General features: G+C 72.7%; 12 protein-coding genes. 6 read left to right on the top strand and 6 right to left on the bottom strand.

Annotated features, from left to right (window positions below; genetic code table 11):
- Positions 1–3: 3 nt before the first annotated feature.
- From arsJ to BM064_RS24465, 4 genes are all read right to left on the bottom strand, one after another.
- A complete protein-coding gene (arsJ, locus tag BM064_RS24480) occupies positions 4–1266 on the bottom strand; it encodes an organoarsenical effux MFS transporter ArsJ (RefSeq protein WP_092865478.1) in 1263 nt (420 codons plus the stop codon).
- Positions 1263–2276, bottom strand: coding sequence for an ArsJ-associated glyceraldehyde-3-phosphate dehydrogenase (locus tag BM064_RS24475; protein ID WP_092865475.1), 1014 nt, complete (start codon positions 2274–2276; stop codon positions 1263–1265). Before BM064_RS24475 ends, arsJ begins: the two co-directional genes overlap by 4 nt.
- Before the next feature lie 20 nt (positions 2277–2296).
- Positions 2297–3169: an arsenate reductase/protein-tyrosine-phosphatase family protein gene (locus BM064_RS24470; RefSeq protein WP_092865472.1), complete on the bottom strand. Its 873-nt coding sequence runs from the start codon at positions 3167–3169 to the stop codon at positions 2297–2299.
- Positions 3170–3314: 145 nt separating this feature from the next.
- Complete coding sequence (locus tag BM064_RS24465) at positions 3315–3956, bottom strand: GntR family transcriptional regulator (protein ID WP_245779279.1); 642 nt, start codon at positions 3954–3956, stop codon at positions 3315–3317.
- Between the two features lie 693 nt (positions 3957–4649).
- On the opposite strand from BM064_RS24465, the gene BM064_RS24460 reads away from it, so the two are divergent.
- From BM064_RS24460 to BM064_RS24435, 6 genes are all read left to right on the top strand, one after another.
- Complete coding sequence (locus BM064_RS24460; RefSeq protein WP_092865466.1) at positions 4650–5750, top strand: C4-dicarboxylate TRAP transporter substrate-binding protein; 1101 nt, start codon at positions 4650–4652, stop codon at positions 5748–5750.
- A gap of 88 nt (positions 5751–5838) precedes the next feature.
- Positions 5839–6951, top strand: coding sequence for a C4-dicarboxylate TRAP transporter substrate-binding protein (locus BM064_RS24455; RefSeq protein WP_092865462.1), 1113 nt, complete (start codon positions 5839–5841; stop codon positions 6949–6951).
- A gap of 102 nt (positions 6952–7053) precedes the next feature.
- Positions 7054–7620: a TRAP transporter small permease gene (locus tag BM064_RS24450; protein ID WP_092865458.1), complete on the top strand. Its 567-nt coding sequence runs from the start codon at positions 7054–7056 to the stop codon at positions 7618–7620.
- Positions 7621–7630: 10 nt separating this feature from the next.
- Positions 7631–8941: a TRAP transporter large permease gene (locus BM064_RS24445; RefSeq protein WP_092865455.1), complete on the top strand. Its 1311-nt coding sequence runs from the start codon at positions 7631–7633 to the stop codon at positions 8939–8941.
- A 108-nt stretch (positions 8942–9049) separates the two neighbouring features.
- Positions 9050–10120, top strand: coding sequence for a tartrate dehydrogenase (locus BM064_RS24440; RefSeq protein WP_092865452.1), 1071 nt, complete (start codon positions 9050–9052; stop codon positions 10118–10120).
- Between the two features lie 4 nt (positions 10121–10124).
- Complete coding sequence (locus tag BM064_RS24435; RefSeq protein WP_092865449.1) at positions 10125–11384, top strand: glycerate kinase type-2 family protein; 1260 nt, start codon at positions 10125–10127, stop codon at positions 11382–11384.
- Between the two features lie 96 nt (positions 11385–11480).
- Here BM064_RS24435 and BM064_RS24430 read toward each other — a convergent pair whose 3' ends face one another.
- Together BM064_RS24430 and BM064_RS27150 are read right to left on the bottom strand one after the other, a co-directional pair.
- Entirely contained in the window at positions 11481–12932 is a 1452-nt protein-coding gene (locus BM064_RS24430; RefSeq protein ID WP_092865446.1) for a helix-turn-helix transcriptional regulator, read from the bottom strand.
- A complete protein-coding gene (locus BM064_RS27150) occupies positions 12818–14134 on the bottom strand; it encodes a winged helix-turn-helix domain-containing protein (RefSeq protein WP_143103443.1) in 1317 nt (438 codons plus the stop codon). The genes BM064_RS24430 and BM064_RS27150 overlap by 115 nt, the downstream gene beginning before the upstream one ends.
- Between the last annotated feature and the right edge of the window lie 92 nt (positions 14135–14226).

The raw sequence follows: 14226 nt of genomic DNA, 5'->3' as shown, positions 1-14226 counted from the left end.
GGCTCAGGCCCGCGCGCCCTCGCGCCGGTCCATCAGCCCGGCGCAGCCCCAGCTCGCCGCCGCCATCAGCCCCGCCGCGGCGAGGCACAGCGGCAGGCCCCCCGCCTGGTAGGCGAGGCCCGAAAGCAGCGTGCCGACCAGCCGCCCCGCGGCGTTGGCCATGTAGTAGAAGCCCACGTCCATCGTCACCCGCTCGGCCCGGGAGAAGGCGAGGATCAGGTAGGAGTGCAGCGCGGAGTTGAGCGCGAACACCGCGCCGAAGACCAGCAGCCCCGCGACCAGCGTCGCCGTCAGCCAGTCCGCCGGCGCCCCGGCTGCGAAGGCCGCCCCCGCCAGCGCCAGCGGGATCAGCGCCAGCGCCCCGGCCCAGAGCCGCGCCAGCCCCACCGTCTGCGCCACCGACTTGTCGCGCGCCCGCAGGATCTTCGGCGCGAAGCCCTGCACCGCGCCGTAGCCGATGATCCAGACCGCCATGAAGGTCCCCACCTGGAAGAAGGCGGCGCGGTCGCCCGCCTCGGTCCCGTCGGAGAGCACGGCGTGGAAGTAGATCGGGATGCCGACCACGAACCACACGTCCCGCGCCCCGAACAGGAACAGCCGCGCGGCCGAGAGGATGTTGACGTCGCGGTCCTTCGAGAAGACCTCGGCGAACTTCGCCCCCTTGCGCCCGCGCGGCAGGCCGGCGGGCATGAACAGGGCGACCGCCGCCAGCACCAACCCCAGCGCGGCGGCCATCGCCAGCACCGCCGCCTCGAAGCCGACGCCCGCCAGCAGCGCGGCCCCCAGCAGGAAGCCCACGCCCTTGACCGCGTTCTTCGAACCGGTCAGCACCGCCACCCAGCGGAAGAGGCCCCCGCCCTCGGCCGGGGCCAGCAGCTTCACCGCGCTCTTGGCGCTCATCTTGGCGAGGTCCTTGGCCACGCCCGAGACCCCCTGCACCGCCATCACGAAGACCACCGACAGCGCCAGCGTCCACTGCGGATCGACCATCGCCAGCGCCCCCAGCGCCGCGATCTGCAGGGCGAGCCCCGCGTAGAGCGTCGCCGTCAGCCCGAAGCGCGCGGCCAGCCATCCGGCGCAGAGGTTGGTGACCATCCCCGCGATCTCGTAGAGCAGGAACAGGTAGGCGAGCTGGATCGGCGAGAAGCCCAGCACGTGGAAGTGCAGCAGCACCAGCATCCGCAGCGCGCCGTCGGTCAGCATGAAGGCCCAGTAGGCCGCGGTCACCGCCGCATAGGCCGCGAGCGGCCGCTCGGGCGCGCTCATCGCATCCCCTCCGCCACCAGGCGCAGCACGTCGACCAGGCGGCAGGCATAGCCCCATTCGTTGTCGTACCAGGCGTAGATCTTCGCCTGCGTCCCGTTCACCACCATCGTCGAGGGCCCGTCGACCACCACCGAGCGCGGCTCGTTGACGAAATCGGCCGAGACCAGCGGCCGCGTCTCCAGCCCCAGGATGCCGGCGAGCGGCCCGGCCTCGGCGGCGGCGAAGAGGGCGTTGAGCTCCTCGGCCGAGGTCTCCCGCTCCATCTCGAACACGCAGTCGGTCAGCGAGGCGTTGAGCAGCGGCACGCGCACCGCATGGCCGTTCAGCCGCCCCTTCAGCTCGGGATAGATCAGCGTGATCGCGGTGGTCGAGCCGGTGGTCGTCGGCACCAGGGAGTTCAGCGCAGAACGCGCGCGGCGCAGATCCTTCGCAGGCCGGTCCACGATCGTCTGGGTGTTGGTCACGTCATGCAGCGTGGTGATCGAGCCGTGGCGGATCCCGATCGCCTCGTGCAGCACCTTCACCACGGGCGCGAGGCAGTTCGTCGTGCAGCTCGCCGCCGTCACCAGGTCGTGCGCGGCGGGATCGTAGAGGTCGTGGTTCACCCCGTAGACCACGTTCAGCGCCGGCGTCTCCTTGATCGGGGCCGAGACCACGACCTTCCTCACGCCCGCGTCGTAGTAGGGCTGCACCGTCGCGGGCGTCTTGAAGACGCCGGTGCAGTCCAGCACCACGTCGACGCCCAGCTCGGCCAGCGGCAGATCCTCGATCCGCTTCGCCTGCGTCATCGCCATGCGGATTCCGCGCAGGGTCAGGCTGGTCTCGTCATGCGCGGCCTGCGCGCCCCAGCGGCCGTGGACGGTGTCGAACTCCATCAGGTGCGCGTGCTGGGCGGGGTCGCCGACGGCGTCGTTGAGCAGCACGATCTCGCCCGGCAGGCCCTCGTCGAAGGCCCTGCGCAGGGCGAGTTTTCCCATCCGGCCGAGGCCGTTGACGGCGATGCGGGGCATGGAGGTCTCCGGGATCGGGGTCAGGCCGCGGGCGCGTCGCGGTCGCGGTCTTGGTCGTGGGCGATGGCGTCGAGGCGCATCTGCAGCGAGATGCGGTCGAGCGACTCGAGGGGCAGCGACACGAAGGCCGAGATCCGCCGCTGCAGGGCGCGGTAGGCCTCGAGGAAGGCGAGGCCCTTCTCGGCCTCGGTCCCCTCCGCCTTCACCGGGTCGGGCATGCCCCAGTGGGCCGTGACGGGCTGGCCCGGCCAGGGCGGGCATTCCTCGTTCGCCGCCGGATCGCAGACGGTGAACACGAAGTCGAGCCGCGGCGCATCCGGGCCCTGGAACTCGGAGACATGCTTCGCGCGCAGCGTCGAGACGTCATGGCCGAAGTCCTTCAGCGTCGCCACCGCGCGGGGGTTCAGCTCGGAATAGGGCCGGGTGCCGGCGGAGAAGGCCCGGAAGCGGCCGCCGCCCTCCTTGCGCAGGATCGCCTCGGCGAAGATCGAGCGGGCGGAGTTGCCGGTGCAGATGAAGAGCACGTCGAAGGGACGGGCCTGGGCGGTCATCGAGGGATCTCCGAGAGGCTGCAGCGCACGGGCCGCGAGGGGGATGCAGGTCTCCGGCCGCCCGCGGCAGCAGTCCGAGACCAGGTAGTCGACCAGCCCGCCGGCGCGGGCGAGGTCGATGCTGTAGAAGACCGACTTGCCCCGCCGCTCCGAGGTCACCAGCCCCGCCCGGGCGAGGCCCGAGACGTTCACCGACAGGGTGTTGGCCTTCATGCCCAGCGCCTGCGCGATCTCCGACGGGCGCACGCCGTCGGGCGCGCGCCGCGCGAGCAGGCGGAAGACGGCCAGCCGGCCGGGGTGACCCAAGGCCGCGAAGGCCTCGACGTTGCGATCCGATTCCATGATTCATGGATACATGAATCGTTGATCGATGACAATACGCCGGACGGCCGGACGCGCCCCGGGCGCAGGCCAGGGGGCGCAGATCCGGCGACGCGGGCCCGGGGGCGCAGATCCGGGAGCGGCGGTCGGGTCCGGCGGACGCGTTCTAGTCGGCGGGCGCGGCGTAGCGGCGATAGCCGCGCGCCCAGCGGGCGGCGTCGGCGGCCATGGCGGCGCGGGCGGCCTCGGCGTCGCGCGCGCGCAGCGCGGCGATCAGGTCGCGGTGCGGCCCCGGCCGCCAGCGCGGCGCATGGGCGTCGATCGAGTGCCACAGCAGCGGGCCCGAGCGCACCCACAGCCCCTCGACCAGCTCGCTCAGGATCGGCGAGCCGCCGAGCCGGCAGGCCTCGAGGTGGAAGCGGGTGTTCAGGCGCACCGCCTCGGGGATCTCGCCGGCGCCGTGGCGCAGGACCAGCTCGTCGTTGATCGCCTCCAGCGCGTCGATCTCCCCGGGCGTGGCGCGGTCGGCGGCCTGGGCGGCGGCGCGGCCCTCGAGGTCCTCGCGCAGCACCATGATCTCGTCGACCTGGGCGGTGGTCAGCACCGGCACCGAGGCGGCGCCGCGGGCGTCGATGGTCAGCGCCCGCTCGCCCGCGAGGCGCAGCATCGCCTCGCGCATCGGGGTGACCGAGATCGCGAAGCGCCGCGACATCGGGCGCAGCGGCAGGGGCGCGCCGGGCTGCAGGCGGCCCTCGGTCAGGGCGATGCGCAGGGCGCGGCAGGCGGCCTCGGACAGGTTCTCGCGCACCAGCGGGCGGGCCCAGTCGACCTCGCCGCGGGGGTCTTCGGCCTCGTCCCGGGCGGGCGGGACGCCCCCGGATCGCGTTCGGGTCGGGGACCGGCGCGGCGCGCGGGCCCCCTCCGCCATCTCGGCGGCGGTGCGTGCAGGCGGCGGAATGCTCCGGCCCTCCTCCCTGATCTCGGCGCGTCGGCGGATTGCTCCCGGCCGCCTCCCTGCGTCCGGGCCCGCTCTGGTCCGTGGGGCCATCATTCCAATCTTTCCGGCCCGGCGGAACCCCCGATCGCTTGCGCACGGTGCGACGTTGCAATACCGCGGTGCGACGCGTTGATTTCGCCGCTCAGGGTTGACATCCGCGTCGGTATGGGCCCCTTGTTATAACAAATGACGCCAGCATCCCGTGAAATTTCGGGCAAGGTGGAATCAGGCGCGCGGCGGGGTCGGTCCGGGGTTCCGGACCACGTCGGGAGTGGAGGAAGAATGCCCCTGCACCAAGGGTTCGCGGCGCCCGGCGCGTCCGCGCCGAACGTCGAGCGCGCCGTCCTGACGGCCGCCGCATCACGCGTGCGCGCCAGCCGTCCCTTCCCGTCCCCTGAGCTTCCCGCCTGACCGGTCCCGGCGCCTGCGCGCCGGATCCTTCACGCCCCGCGCCCGCCTGCCCGGCGGGCCGCGGAGACCCTCGACCCCACGACAGGAGACCCCATGATCCGCACCGCATCCGCGTCGGCTCTGGCCCTCGCCCTCGCCGCCGGCTCCGCCCAGGCCGCCGAGATCAGCTACGCCCACTACATCTCGTCCGTGCACGTGGTGAACACCGAAGGCGTGACCCCCTATTTCGAGGCCGTCACCGAGGCGACCGGCGGCGAGGTGACCTTCGAGACCTACTGGGGCGGCGCGATGGGCGGCCCGAAGGAGCTGCTGGGCGCGATCTCGACCAACGTGATCGATTCCGGCGGCATCGTGGACGTCTACCTCAAGACCGCGCTGCCCCACTCGAACCTGCTGTCGAGCCTGTTCGTCGTCGCCGACGACGTGAAGGTCTACGGCGCGGCGATGAACGAGTACCAGCTGCTGCACTGCCCGGGCTGCCTGAAGGACTACGAGGACAACGAGGTGGTGCCGCTCGCCTGGTATCCGACCTCGCCCTACGTGCTGATGTGCACCTCCGACGTGCGCAGCCTGGCGGATCTCGCCGGCAAGAAGGTGCGCGCCACCTCGCGCATGGGCGTGCTGATGCAGAACATGGGCGCGACCCCCGTGTCGATCACCTCGGCCGAGATGTACGAGGCGATGCAGCGCGGCCAGGCAGACTGCTCGGTCGGCGCGGCCGCCTGGCTGACCGGCTACAACATCAAGGACTTCGTGAAGACGATCGTGGCCGACCCGCTGGGCGCCTACGTCGGCTCGGGCCTGATGAACATGAACGCCTACACCTGGGAGGACCTGGAGCCCGAGCAGCGCCAGGCGTTCATCGACGGACTGGGCAAGCTGGTCGCCGACACCACCTTCGCCTACCTCGAGGAGGCCGACAGCGCCGTCAAGCTGACGGTCGAGGAGAACGGCGCCCAGCACGTGGCCGCCGCCGACGACTTCCGCACGAAGCTGCTGGAGCTGCGCGAGGCCGAGTGGGCCGCCGCCATCGCCCAGGGCGAGGCCGACGGCGTCGAGGACGCCCAGGCCGTCGTCGACGGCTTCCGCGAGGTGGTCGAGAAGTGGCGCGGCATCGTCGCCGAGACCGGCGACGACAGGGTCGCCTACGCCGAGGCCCTGCAGCGCGAGATCTTCTCGAAGCTCGAGCCCTGATCCCCGAGATCCCGCGCCGCCCCGGTGGGAGCGAGGGGCGGCGCGGGCCCACCGAAATCAACGCTGAAGACCCAAAGGGAGGACCCCCATGAAACTTGCGATCGGCGCCCTCATGAGCGGCGCGGCCGCGGTGGCCGCCATGGCCCCGGCCCAGGCCGAGACCTACACCTACGGCTCGTTCCTGCAGCCGACCGCCGTGACCATGCGCGACGGCCAGATCCCGTTCTTCGAGCGGGTCAAGGAGCGCACCGGCGGCGAGGTCGAGTTCGAGTCGTTCTGGGGCGGCTCGATGGGCGGCCCGAAGGAGCTGCTGGGCGCGATCGACGACGCGGTGCTGGACTCCGGCCTGATCGTCGACGTCTACACCAAGAAGGCGCTGCCCCACTCCTCCGTGATCTCCTCGGCCTTCATCCTGGCCGACGACAGCCTCGCCTGGGGCGCGGCGGTGAACGAGTGGCAGCTGCTGGGCTGCGAGGGCTGCAAGGACGACTTCGCCGACAACGGCCAGATCGGCCTGGCCTGGTACTCGACCACCCCCTACGTCCTGCAGTGCACCTCGCCGGTCTCGACGCTCGAGGATCTGAAGGGCAAGAAGGTGCGCTCGGTCTCCCGCCTGGCCGACCTGATGTCGGCGATGGGCGCGGTGCCGGTCTCGGTCACCGTGGCGGAGATGTACGAGGCGATGCAGCGCGGCCAGGTCGACTGCGCGCTCGGCTCGCCGAACTACCTCAACACCTACAACATCAAGGACTTCGTCACCTCGATCATCGAGACGCCGATCGGCGGCTACGTGTCGACGCTGACGCTGTCGGTCAACCTCGACGCCTGGGACGCGATGGGCGAGGAGAACCGGCAGGTGATCCTCGACGAGATCCCGCAGCTGCTCGCCGACATCAAGTGGGCCTCCTTCGCCGACGACGCCGCCGGCATCGCCGAGACCAAGGAGAAGGGCGGCCAGGTGGTTCAGCCCGACCAGGCCTTCCTCGACAAGCTCGAGGAGATGCGCGCCAACGAGTGGGAGGCCGTGATCGCCCAGGCGAAGGAAGACGGCGTCCAGGACGCCGAGCAGACCGTCGCCTCGTTCCGCGCCATCCTCGAGAAGTGGCAGGGCATCGTCGCCGAAATCGACCATGACGAGGCCGGCAGGAAGACCTTCGAGGAAGCGCTGCGCCGCGAGATCTTCTCCAAGGTCCAGCCCTGATCCCCGGCCGCGCCGCCGGCGAAGACGTCGGCGGCGCGGCGCCCCCGGACTCCGGGTCGCCGTCCGGGGCCCGACCCTTCCCCCAAGACTCTCGAGGTCCGAATGAAACTCCTGGAAAGGATCGCGGCTTTCGGCGCCGGCCTCACGGCCTGGCTCGCCGGCGCCGTGATGCTTCTGATGATGCTCCAGATCACCCTGGACGTCGTGTGCAAGTACCTCTTCAACTGGCCGATCCCGATGACGCTGGAGACGGTGGCGACCTACTACATGGTCGCGCTCGTGTTCCTGCCGCTGGGCCAGGTGACCCGCAAGGAGGACCACCTCGAGGTCGAGCTGTTCACCCAGAACCTCGGGCCCCGGGCGCTGGGCTGGGTGAAGCTCTTCGGCTGCCTGATCGGCCTCGCCTACGTCGGCATCCTGTGCAACGAGGCCATCGACGAGGCGCTGAAGATGACCCGCCGCGGCGAGGTCTGGGAGACGGCGACCATGGACCTGCAGGTCTGGCCGACCCGCTGGTTCCTGCCGGTGGGCGGCGTGCTGATGCTGCTGTGGCTGTTCCTGCACGCGGTCGACTCGGTCGCGGTGGCGCTGACCGGCCGGCACGTGCTGTCCGAGACGGACCCCCACGGGCCGATCTCCGACCCCGACCACATCACCCTCGCCGACTGAGGAGCGCGACATGGACAGTCTTATGATCGGCGGCCTCGGGGTCGGCGCGATCCTCGTTCTGCTGGCCGCCCGGGTGCCGATCGCCTTCGCGCTGGGCTCGGTCTCCTTCGTGGGCATCATCTTCCTGCGCAACGAGCGCGCGGCGCTCGGCATCCTGGGCTCCCTGCCCCATGACTTCGCCGCGAGCTGGGAGCTGTCGGCGGTGCCGATGTTCCTGCTGATGGGCGCCGCGGCCTACCAGACCGGCCTGACCAGCTCGCTCTACACCGCCGCGCGGCTATGGCTGAACGAGCTGCCCGGCGGGCTTGCGGTCGCCACCAACTTCACCGCCGCGGGCTTCGCGGCCGCCTCCGGCTCGTCCGTCGCGACCTCGGCCGCGGTGGGGCGTCTCGCGATCCCCGAGATGCTGAAGTTCGGCTACGACAAGGCGCTGGCCACCGGCACGGTGGCGGCCTCGGGCACGCTGGGCGCGCTGATCCCGCCCTCGATCGCCTTCGTGATCTACGGCTGGTTCACCGAGCAGTCGGTGGGCTCGCTGCTGATCGCGGGCATCATCCCCGGCCTGATGACCGCGGGCCTCTACACGGTGATGATCGTCACCCGCTGCATCATCACCCCCTCGCTGGCCCCCAAGGTCGCGATCAAGGTGACGATGGCCGAGAAGCTCGCCGCGCTGGCCAAGGTCTGGCCGATGCCGCTGCTGGTGCTGGGCGTGGTGGGCGCGATCTACTCGGGCCTCGCCACCCCGACCGAGGCGGGCGCGCTGGGCGCGTTCCTCGCCTTCGTGATCGGCGCGGCGCAGGGGCGGCTGACCCGGAAGGTGATCGCCGACAGCGTGGGCGATGCGATGCGCACCACCTCGTCGCTGTTCTTCCTCGCCATCGGCGCGGTGATGCTGACCCGGTTCCTGGCGCTGGCGGGCGTTCCGACCTTCATCGCCGACACCGTCGCCCACCTGGACCTCGGTCCCGTGGCGCTGGTGATGGCGCTGGCGGTGATCTACCTGATCCTGGGCATGTTCCTGGACCCGATCGGCGTCATGCTGCTGACCCTGCCGGTGTTCCTGCCCGCGTTCCACGCGCTGGACATGGACCTGATCTGGATCGGCGTGATCGTGGTGAAGATGATCGAGGTCGGCCTGCTGACCCCGCCCGTGGGCCTGAACGTCTACGTGGTGAAGGGGGTGGCCGGCGACTCGGTCGGGCTGGCCACCGTCTTCAAGGGCGTCGCCTGGTTCCTGGCCTGCGAGCTGGTGATCATGATCCTGCTGATCGCCTTCCCGGCGCTCTCGACCTGGCTGCCGAGCCTGATGGCGCACTGATCCCGCCGCGCGCGGATCGGGGGGCCGGCGTCCGCGCCGGCCCCTTTTCTTTGCGCCTTCCCCGGCGCATCCTCCCGCCCTCGAACGAAGCCCAAGGGAGGGACCGCCATGGACAACCGCCTGAAGATCGCCGTGATCCCCGGCGACGGCATCGGCAAGGAGGTGGTCCCCGAGGGCCTGCGCGTGCTGGAGGCGGTCGCCAGGCGCCACTCCCTCGACTTCGCCTTCGCCGAGCACGACTTCGCCTCCTGCGACCACTACGCGAAGCACGGCCAGATGATGCCCGACGACTGGAAGGACCGGCTCTCGGGCGCCGACGCGCTGTTCTTCGGGGCGGTCGGCTGGCCCGCGACGGTGCCCGACCACATCTCGCTGTGGGGCTCGCTGCTGAAGTTCCGGCGCGAGTACGACCAGTACATCAACCTGCGCCCCGCCCGCCTGATGCCCGGCGTGCCCAGCCCGCTCGCAGGCCGCGGCCCCGGCGACATCGACATGTGGATCGTGCGCGAGAACACGGAGGGCGAATACTCCTCCGTCGGCGGCCGCATGTTCGAGGGCACCGAGCGCGAGATCGTCATGCAGGAGACGGTGATGACCCGCGTGGGCGTCGACCGCGTCCTGCGCTACGCCTTCGAACTGGCGAACCGCCGCCCCCGCAAGACCCTGACCTCGGCCACCAAGTCCAACGGCATCGCCATCACCATGCCCTGGTGGGACGAGCGGGTGGAGGCGATGGCCGCGAACTATCCCGACGTGACCTGGGACAAGCAGCACATCGACATCCTCGCCGCCCGCTTCGTGCTGTCGCCGGACCGCTTCGACGTGGTGGTCGCCTCGAACCTCTTCGGCGACATCCTCTCCGACCTCGGGCCCGCCTGCACCGGCACCATCGGCATCGCGCCCTCGGGCAACATCAACCCCGAGGGCAAGTTCCCCTCGCTCTTCGAGCCGGTCCATGGCTCGGCGCCCGACATCGCCGGCCAGGGCGTCGCAAACCCGGTGGGCCAGATCTGGGCGGGGGCGATGATGCTCGACCACCTCGGCCACCCGAAGGCCGCGGCCGAGATCGTGGCGGCGATCGAGCGGGTGCTGGCCGAGCCCAAGCTGCGCACCCGCGACCTCGGCGGCACGGCGGACACGCAGACCTGCGGCAAGGCCATCGCCGACGCTCTGGGTTGAGGCGATGAGCGAGCCCCGCGCCCTGCTGCGCGCCCTCTTCGACGCCGCCGTCGCCGCCGCGGACCCCGCGAAGGTGCTGGCGGGCTTCCTGCCGGAGAAGCCCTCCGGCCGCTGCCTCGTCGTCGGCGCCGGCAAGTCCGCCGCCGCCATGGCCCGCGCGGTGGAGGCGGCCTGGCCCGACGTCGACCTCTCGGGCGTCGTCGTCACCCGCTACGGCCACGCCGTCCCCACCGAGCGCATCGTCGTGCGCGAGGCCGCCCACCCCACTCCCGACGCCGCCGGCGAGGCGGCGGCGCGCGAGATCATGGAAGTCGCCGCCTCCGCCCGGGAGGGCGACCTGGTGCTGGCGCTGATCTCGGGGGGCGGCTCGGCGCTGATGACCCTGCCGCGCGAGCCCCTGACGCTCGACGAGAAGATCGCGGTCAACCGGCTGCTGCTGAAGTCGGGGCTCGCCATCGACGACATGAACCGGGTGCGGCGCAGGCTCTCGAAGGTGAAGGGCGGCGGCCTCGCCCGCGCCGCGGCCCCGGCCCGGCTGGTGACGCTGGCGATCTCCGACGTGCCCGGCGACGACCCCGAGGCCATCGCCTCGGGTCCCACGGTCCCCGACCCCACCGCGTCGGAGGACCTGTCGCACCTGATCGCCCGCCTCGGCCCCGACCTGCCCGACGCGGCCCGCCGGCTGCTGGAGGAGCCGGCCGAGGCGCAGCCCGATTTCACCCCCGACTACCGCCTGATCGCCACGCCGCAGGCCTCGCTGGAGGCGGCCGCCGCGGTCGCCCGCGCCGCCGGCGTGACGCCCGTGCTGCTCGGCGACGCGCTGGAGGGCGAGGCGCGCGAGGCCGGCACGCTGATGGCCGGCATCGCCCGCGCCGTCGCCGATCACGCAACCCCCGCCCCGGCCCCCGCCGTGCTGCTCTCGGGCGGCGAGACCACGGTGACCATCGGCGCCGAGCCCCCCGGCCGCGGCGGGCGCAACGCCGAGTTCCTGCTGGCGCTCGCCGTGGCGCTGGACGGGCGCGCGGGCATCCACGCGCTGGCTGGCGACACCGACGGCATCGACGGGACCGAGGACGCGGCCGGCGCGCAGGTCGGCCCCGAGACGCTGGCGCGCGCGCGGGCGGCGGGGCTGGACCCGCGCAAGATGCTGGCGGGGCACGACAGCTACACCCTGTTCGAGGCGCTCGGCGACCTGGTGAAGACCGGGCCGACGCTGACCAACGTCAACGATTTCCGGGCGGTGCTGGTGCTGCCGGAGGTCTGAAACGCCCAGACCCGAACCCGTGGCAGACGACGGGAGAGGCCCCGGATCAGGTCCGGGGCGCCTCCGGTGCGGGCCGGGGCGCCCGCAGGCCCCGCGTCAGGCCAGCACCCCCATCCGCCGCGCCACCGCCACCGCCTGGGTGCGGTTGCGCGCGTCGAGCTTGGAGTTGATCGAGCGCAGGTGCGTGCGCACCGTGCTGTCCGACACCCCGAGCCGCGCGGCGATCGTCGCGTTCGGCAGCCCCTCGGCCAGCAGGCGCAGCACCTCGCGCTCCTTGCGGGTCAGCGCCTCGATCGGGGCGGAGAGAAGGGTCTCGCCGGCGACCTCGGGCGCGGCGCGGCGCGGGGGAGCCATGGCGGCGGTCAGGTCCTCGAGCCAGGCGCGGAAATGCGGGTCGCGGGCGGCGGCGCCGGCGCCGTGGGCGGCATGGCGCTCGGCCACCGCGCGGATCGCCTCGGCCAGCGGCTCCCCCTCGTCGAGGATCATGCGCATGGCGCCCTCGCGCGCGGCGTCGGCCAGCGGACGCTCCAGCCAGGCGGCGGCGGTCTCGTAGTCGCCCCCGGCGTGATGGGCGGCGCCCGCCAGCAGGCGCAGGTGCAGGGCGCGGCGGTGACGGCCCGAGGCGGCGGCGGCGGCGATCTCGCGGCGCAGGATCGGCAGCGCCTCGGCAGGGCGGCCCTCGTGCAGCGCCTGGCGCACGCGGCCGACCTCGATGTACTCGGTGTCGTTGGCGCGCAGGCGCAGGGCAGCGACGCGGGCCCAGACCTCGACGTCCTCGGCGCGCTCGAGCTGCTCGCGCGCGGCGTCGAGATGCCCCCGCCCCGCAAGCTGGCGCGCCCGCTCCAGCCGGGCGGAGGCGGCGACGCGCGGCAGCGCCCGGCGCTCGGCCAGGTGCTCCAGCTCTCCCAGCAGGCCCATCGCGGTCTCGACGTCGCCGTCGCCGTCGGCGATGCGCGACAGCACGACATGGCCGTTGATCATGTGATCGACCAGGCCGAGGTCCCGCGCCGTCGGCAGGTGCAGGTGGAAGAGATGCGCCGCCCGGCGCAGGTCGTTGCGCTCGTAAAGCGAGGTCGCGTGCAGCAGCGCCGCCCAGGCGTTGCCCCCGTTGCGGCTGAGCGGGTCGTCGCGCCCGGCGGCCAGCGCCAGGCGGAAGCGGGCGCCGGCGTCGCGCAGCCGCCCCTCCAGCCAGTCGATGATCCCCTCGGTCGCGTCGGCGAAAAGGGCGTTGAACCCGGCCTGGTCGGCGGTGCCCCCCACCTCGCGCCGCGCGTCGAGCAGGGCGCGGCGGGCGTCGTCGAAGGCGTCCACGCCGAGGAACACCGTGGCCAGCGAGTTCGCCAGCGACGCGGCGGCGTAGCGGCTTTCCAGCCGCGGCCCCTCCAGCGCGGCGCGCGCGAGCTTCGCGGCGGCGGGGTAGTCGTCGGAGATGCTCAGCACCAGGATGCGCGCGGCGCGCGCCTCGGCGGCGATCTGGGGATGAGGGTCGGCCTCGACCCCGGTCGCGTCCAGCAGCTCCCCCGTCGCCTGGGGCCGCGGGTGAAGCACAGCGCCCAGGCGCGCACCAGCTGAAGCTCCGGCCGCCCGGCGAAGACCGCGGGGTCGAGCGCGTCGAACCAGCGGGTCAGCAGCCGCATCCGCCCCTGCTCGAGGAAGCCGCGCGCGTGCCTGCCCAGCAGGTCGGCGGCGAAGGCGGCGTCGCCCCCCTCGATGGCGTGGTCGATGGCGGGCGCGGGGCGGCCTTGCGCGAGATACCAGCGCGCGGCGGCGCGGTGCAGGTCCGGCAGCTCCTCCGGCATCCGGCGGGCGAGCTGGGCGCGCAAGAACGAAGCGAAGAGCGAATGGTAGCGGAACGCCCCGTCGTCGGGCGTCAGCAGCACGTTGCCCGCCGCCAGCGCCTCGAGGATCGCGGCCGAACCGCCGGGCGGGTGCAACGCGTCGCACAGGCCCGGGTCCAGCCGGCGCAGGATCGAGGTTCGCAGCAGGAAGCGCACCCGCTCCGCCGGCTGGGCGGCGAGCACGTCCTCGGCCAGATACTCCGCCACCGCCCCGTCGGAGCCGGAGAAGCGGGCGACGAAGTCCGACCCCTCCCCCTGCCGCTCCAGCGCGATGGAGGCGAGGCGCACGGCGGCGGGCCAGCCCTCGGTCTTGTCCTGCAGGCGGGCGAGATCCTCGGCCGCCAGCCGCAGGCCGCGGGCGCGGGTCAGGAACTCCGCCGTCTCGGGGCCGGAAAAGCGCAGGTCGCCGGCGTCGAACTCCTGCAGCAGGCCCTGCGCGCGCAGGCGGCCGAGGCCGAGGTCGGGCGGCGTGCGGGAGCCGACGACCAGCCGCGCGCCGGGCGGGAAGGCGCCGATCAGTTCGCGCACCAGCGACAGCACCGCGTCGTCGGAGATGAACTCGAAATCGTCGAGGAAGAGGGCGAAGGCCGACCCGTGGCGCGCCAGCCGGTCGAGCAGCGCGAGCCAGCCCTCGGCCCCCTCGCCCTCGGGCGCCTCGACGCCGAGCTCGGCCAGCGCCTGCACCAGGCCGGCGGCGAAACGGGAGGCGTCGTTGTCGGCGTTGTCGAGGGCGAGCCAGGCGGTGCGCAGCCCCTGGGCGGCCAGCGCCTCGCGACACTCGGCCATCAGCATGGTCTTGCCGAAGCCCGAGGGGGCGCGCAGCACCGTCAGGCGGGCGCCGGGGGCGGCCAGGAACCGCTCCGCCAGCCGCCGGCGCGACAGGTGGTCCGACGTGATCGAAGGGGGTCTCAACTTTCCGCCGATGTAGACGCGGGACAAGGGGCGTCGCCTCCGACCGGGGATCGGCGGACCGGCTGCGACGGGCGGCGACCGGGACCGAATCC

The organism is Albimonas pacifica, from assembly GCF_900113695.1.
Taxonomy (GTDB): Bacteria; Pseudomonadota; Alphaproteobacteria; order Rhodobacterales; family Rhodobacteraceae; genus Albimonas; species Albimonas pacifica.
Note: the sequence above shows the minus strand (reverse complement) of the source record. Positions and strands in the feature narration are given on the sequence as shown.

What these genes read in the sequence shown, in the direction of transcription:
- arsJ (WP_092865478.1), bottom strand. Translation starts at nt 1,266, where the DNA reads ATGAGCGCGCCCGAGCGGCCGCTCGCGGCCTATGCGGCGGTGACCGCG.
- BM064_RS24475 (WP_092865475.1), bottom strand. Translation starts at nt 2,276, where the DNA reads ATGCCCCGCATCGCCGTCAACGGCCTCGGCCGGATGGGAAAACTCGCC.
- BM064_RS24470 (WP_092865472.1), bottom strand. Translation starts at nt 3,169, where the DNA reads ATGGAATCGGATCGCAACGTCGAGGCCTTCGCGGCCTTGGGTCACCCC.
- BM064_RS24460 (WP_092865466.1), top strand. Translation starts at nt 4,650, where the DNA reads ATGATCCGCACCGCATCCGCGTCGGCTCTGGCCCTCGCCCTCGCCGCC.
- BM064_RS24455 (WP_092865462.1), top strand. Translation starts at nt 5,839, where the DNA reads ATGAAACTTGCGATCGGCGCCCTCATGAGCGGCGCGGCCGCGGTGGCC.
- BM064_RS24450 (WP_092865458.1), top strand. Translation starts at nt 7,054, where the DNA reads ATGAAACTCCTGGAAAGGATCGCGGCTTTCGGCGCCGGCCTCACGGCC.
- BM064_RS24445 (WP_092865455.1), top strand. Translation starts at nt 7,631, where the DNA reads ATGGACAGTCTTATGATCGGCGGCCTCGGGGTCGGCGCGATCCTCGTT.
- BM064_RS24440 (WP_092865452.1), top strand. Translation starts at nt 9,050, where the DNA reads ATGGACAACCGCCTGAAGATCGCCGTGATCCCCGGCGACGGCATCGGC.
- BM064_RS24435 (WP_092865449.1), top strand. Translation starts at nt 10,125, where the DNA reads ATGAGCGAGCCCCGCGCCCTGCTGCGCGCCCTCTTCGACGCCGCCGTC.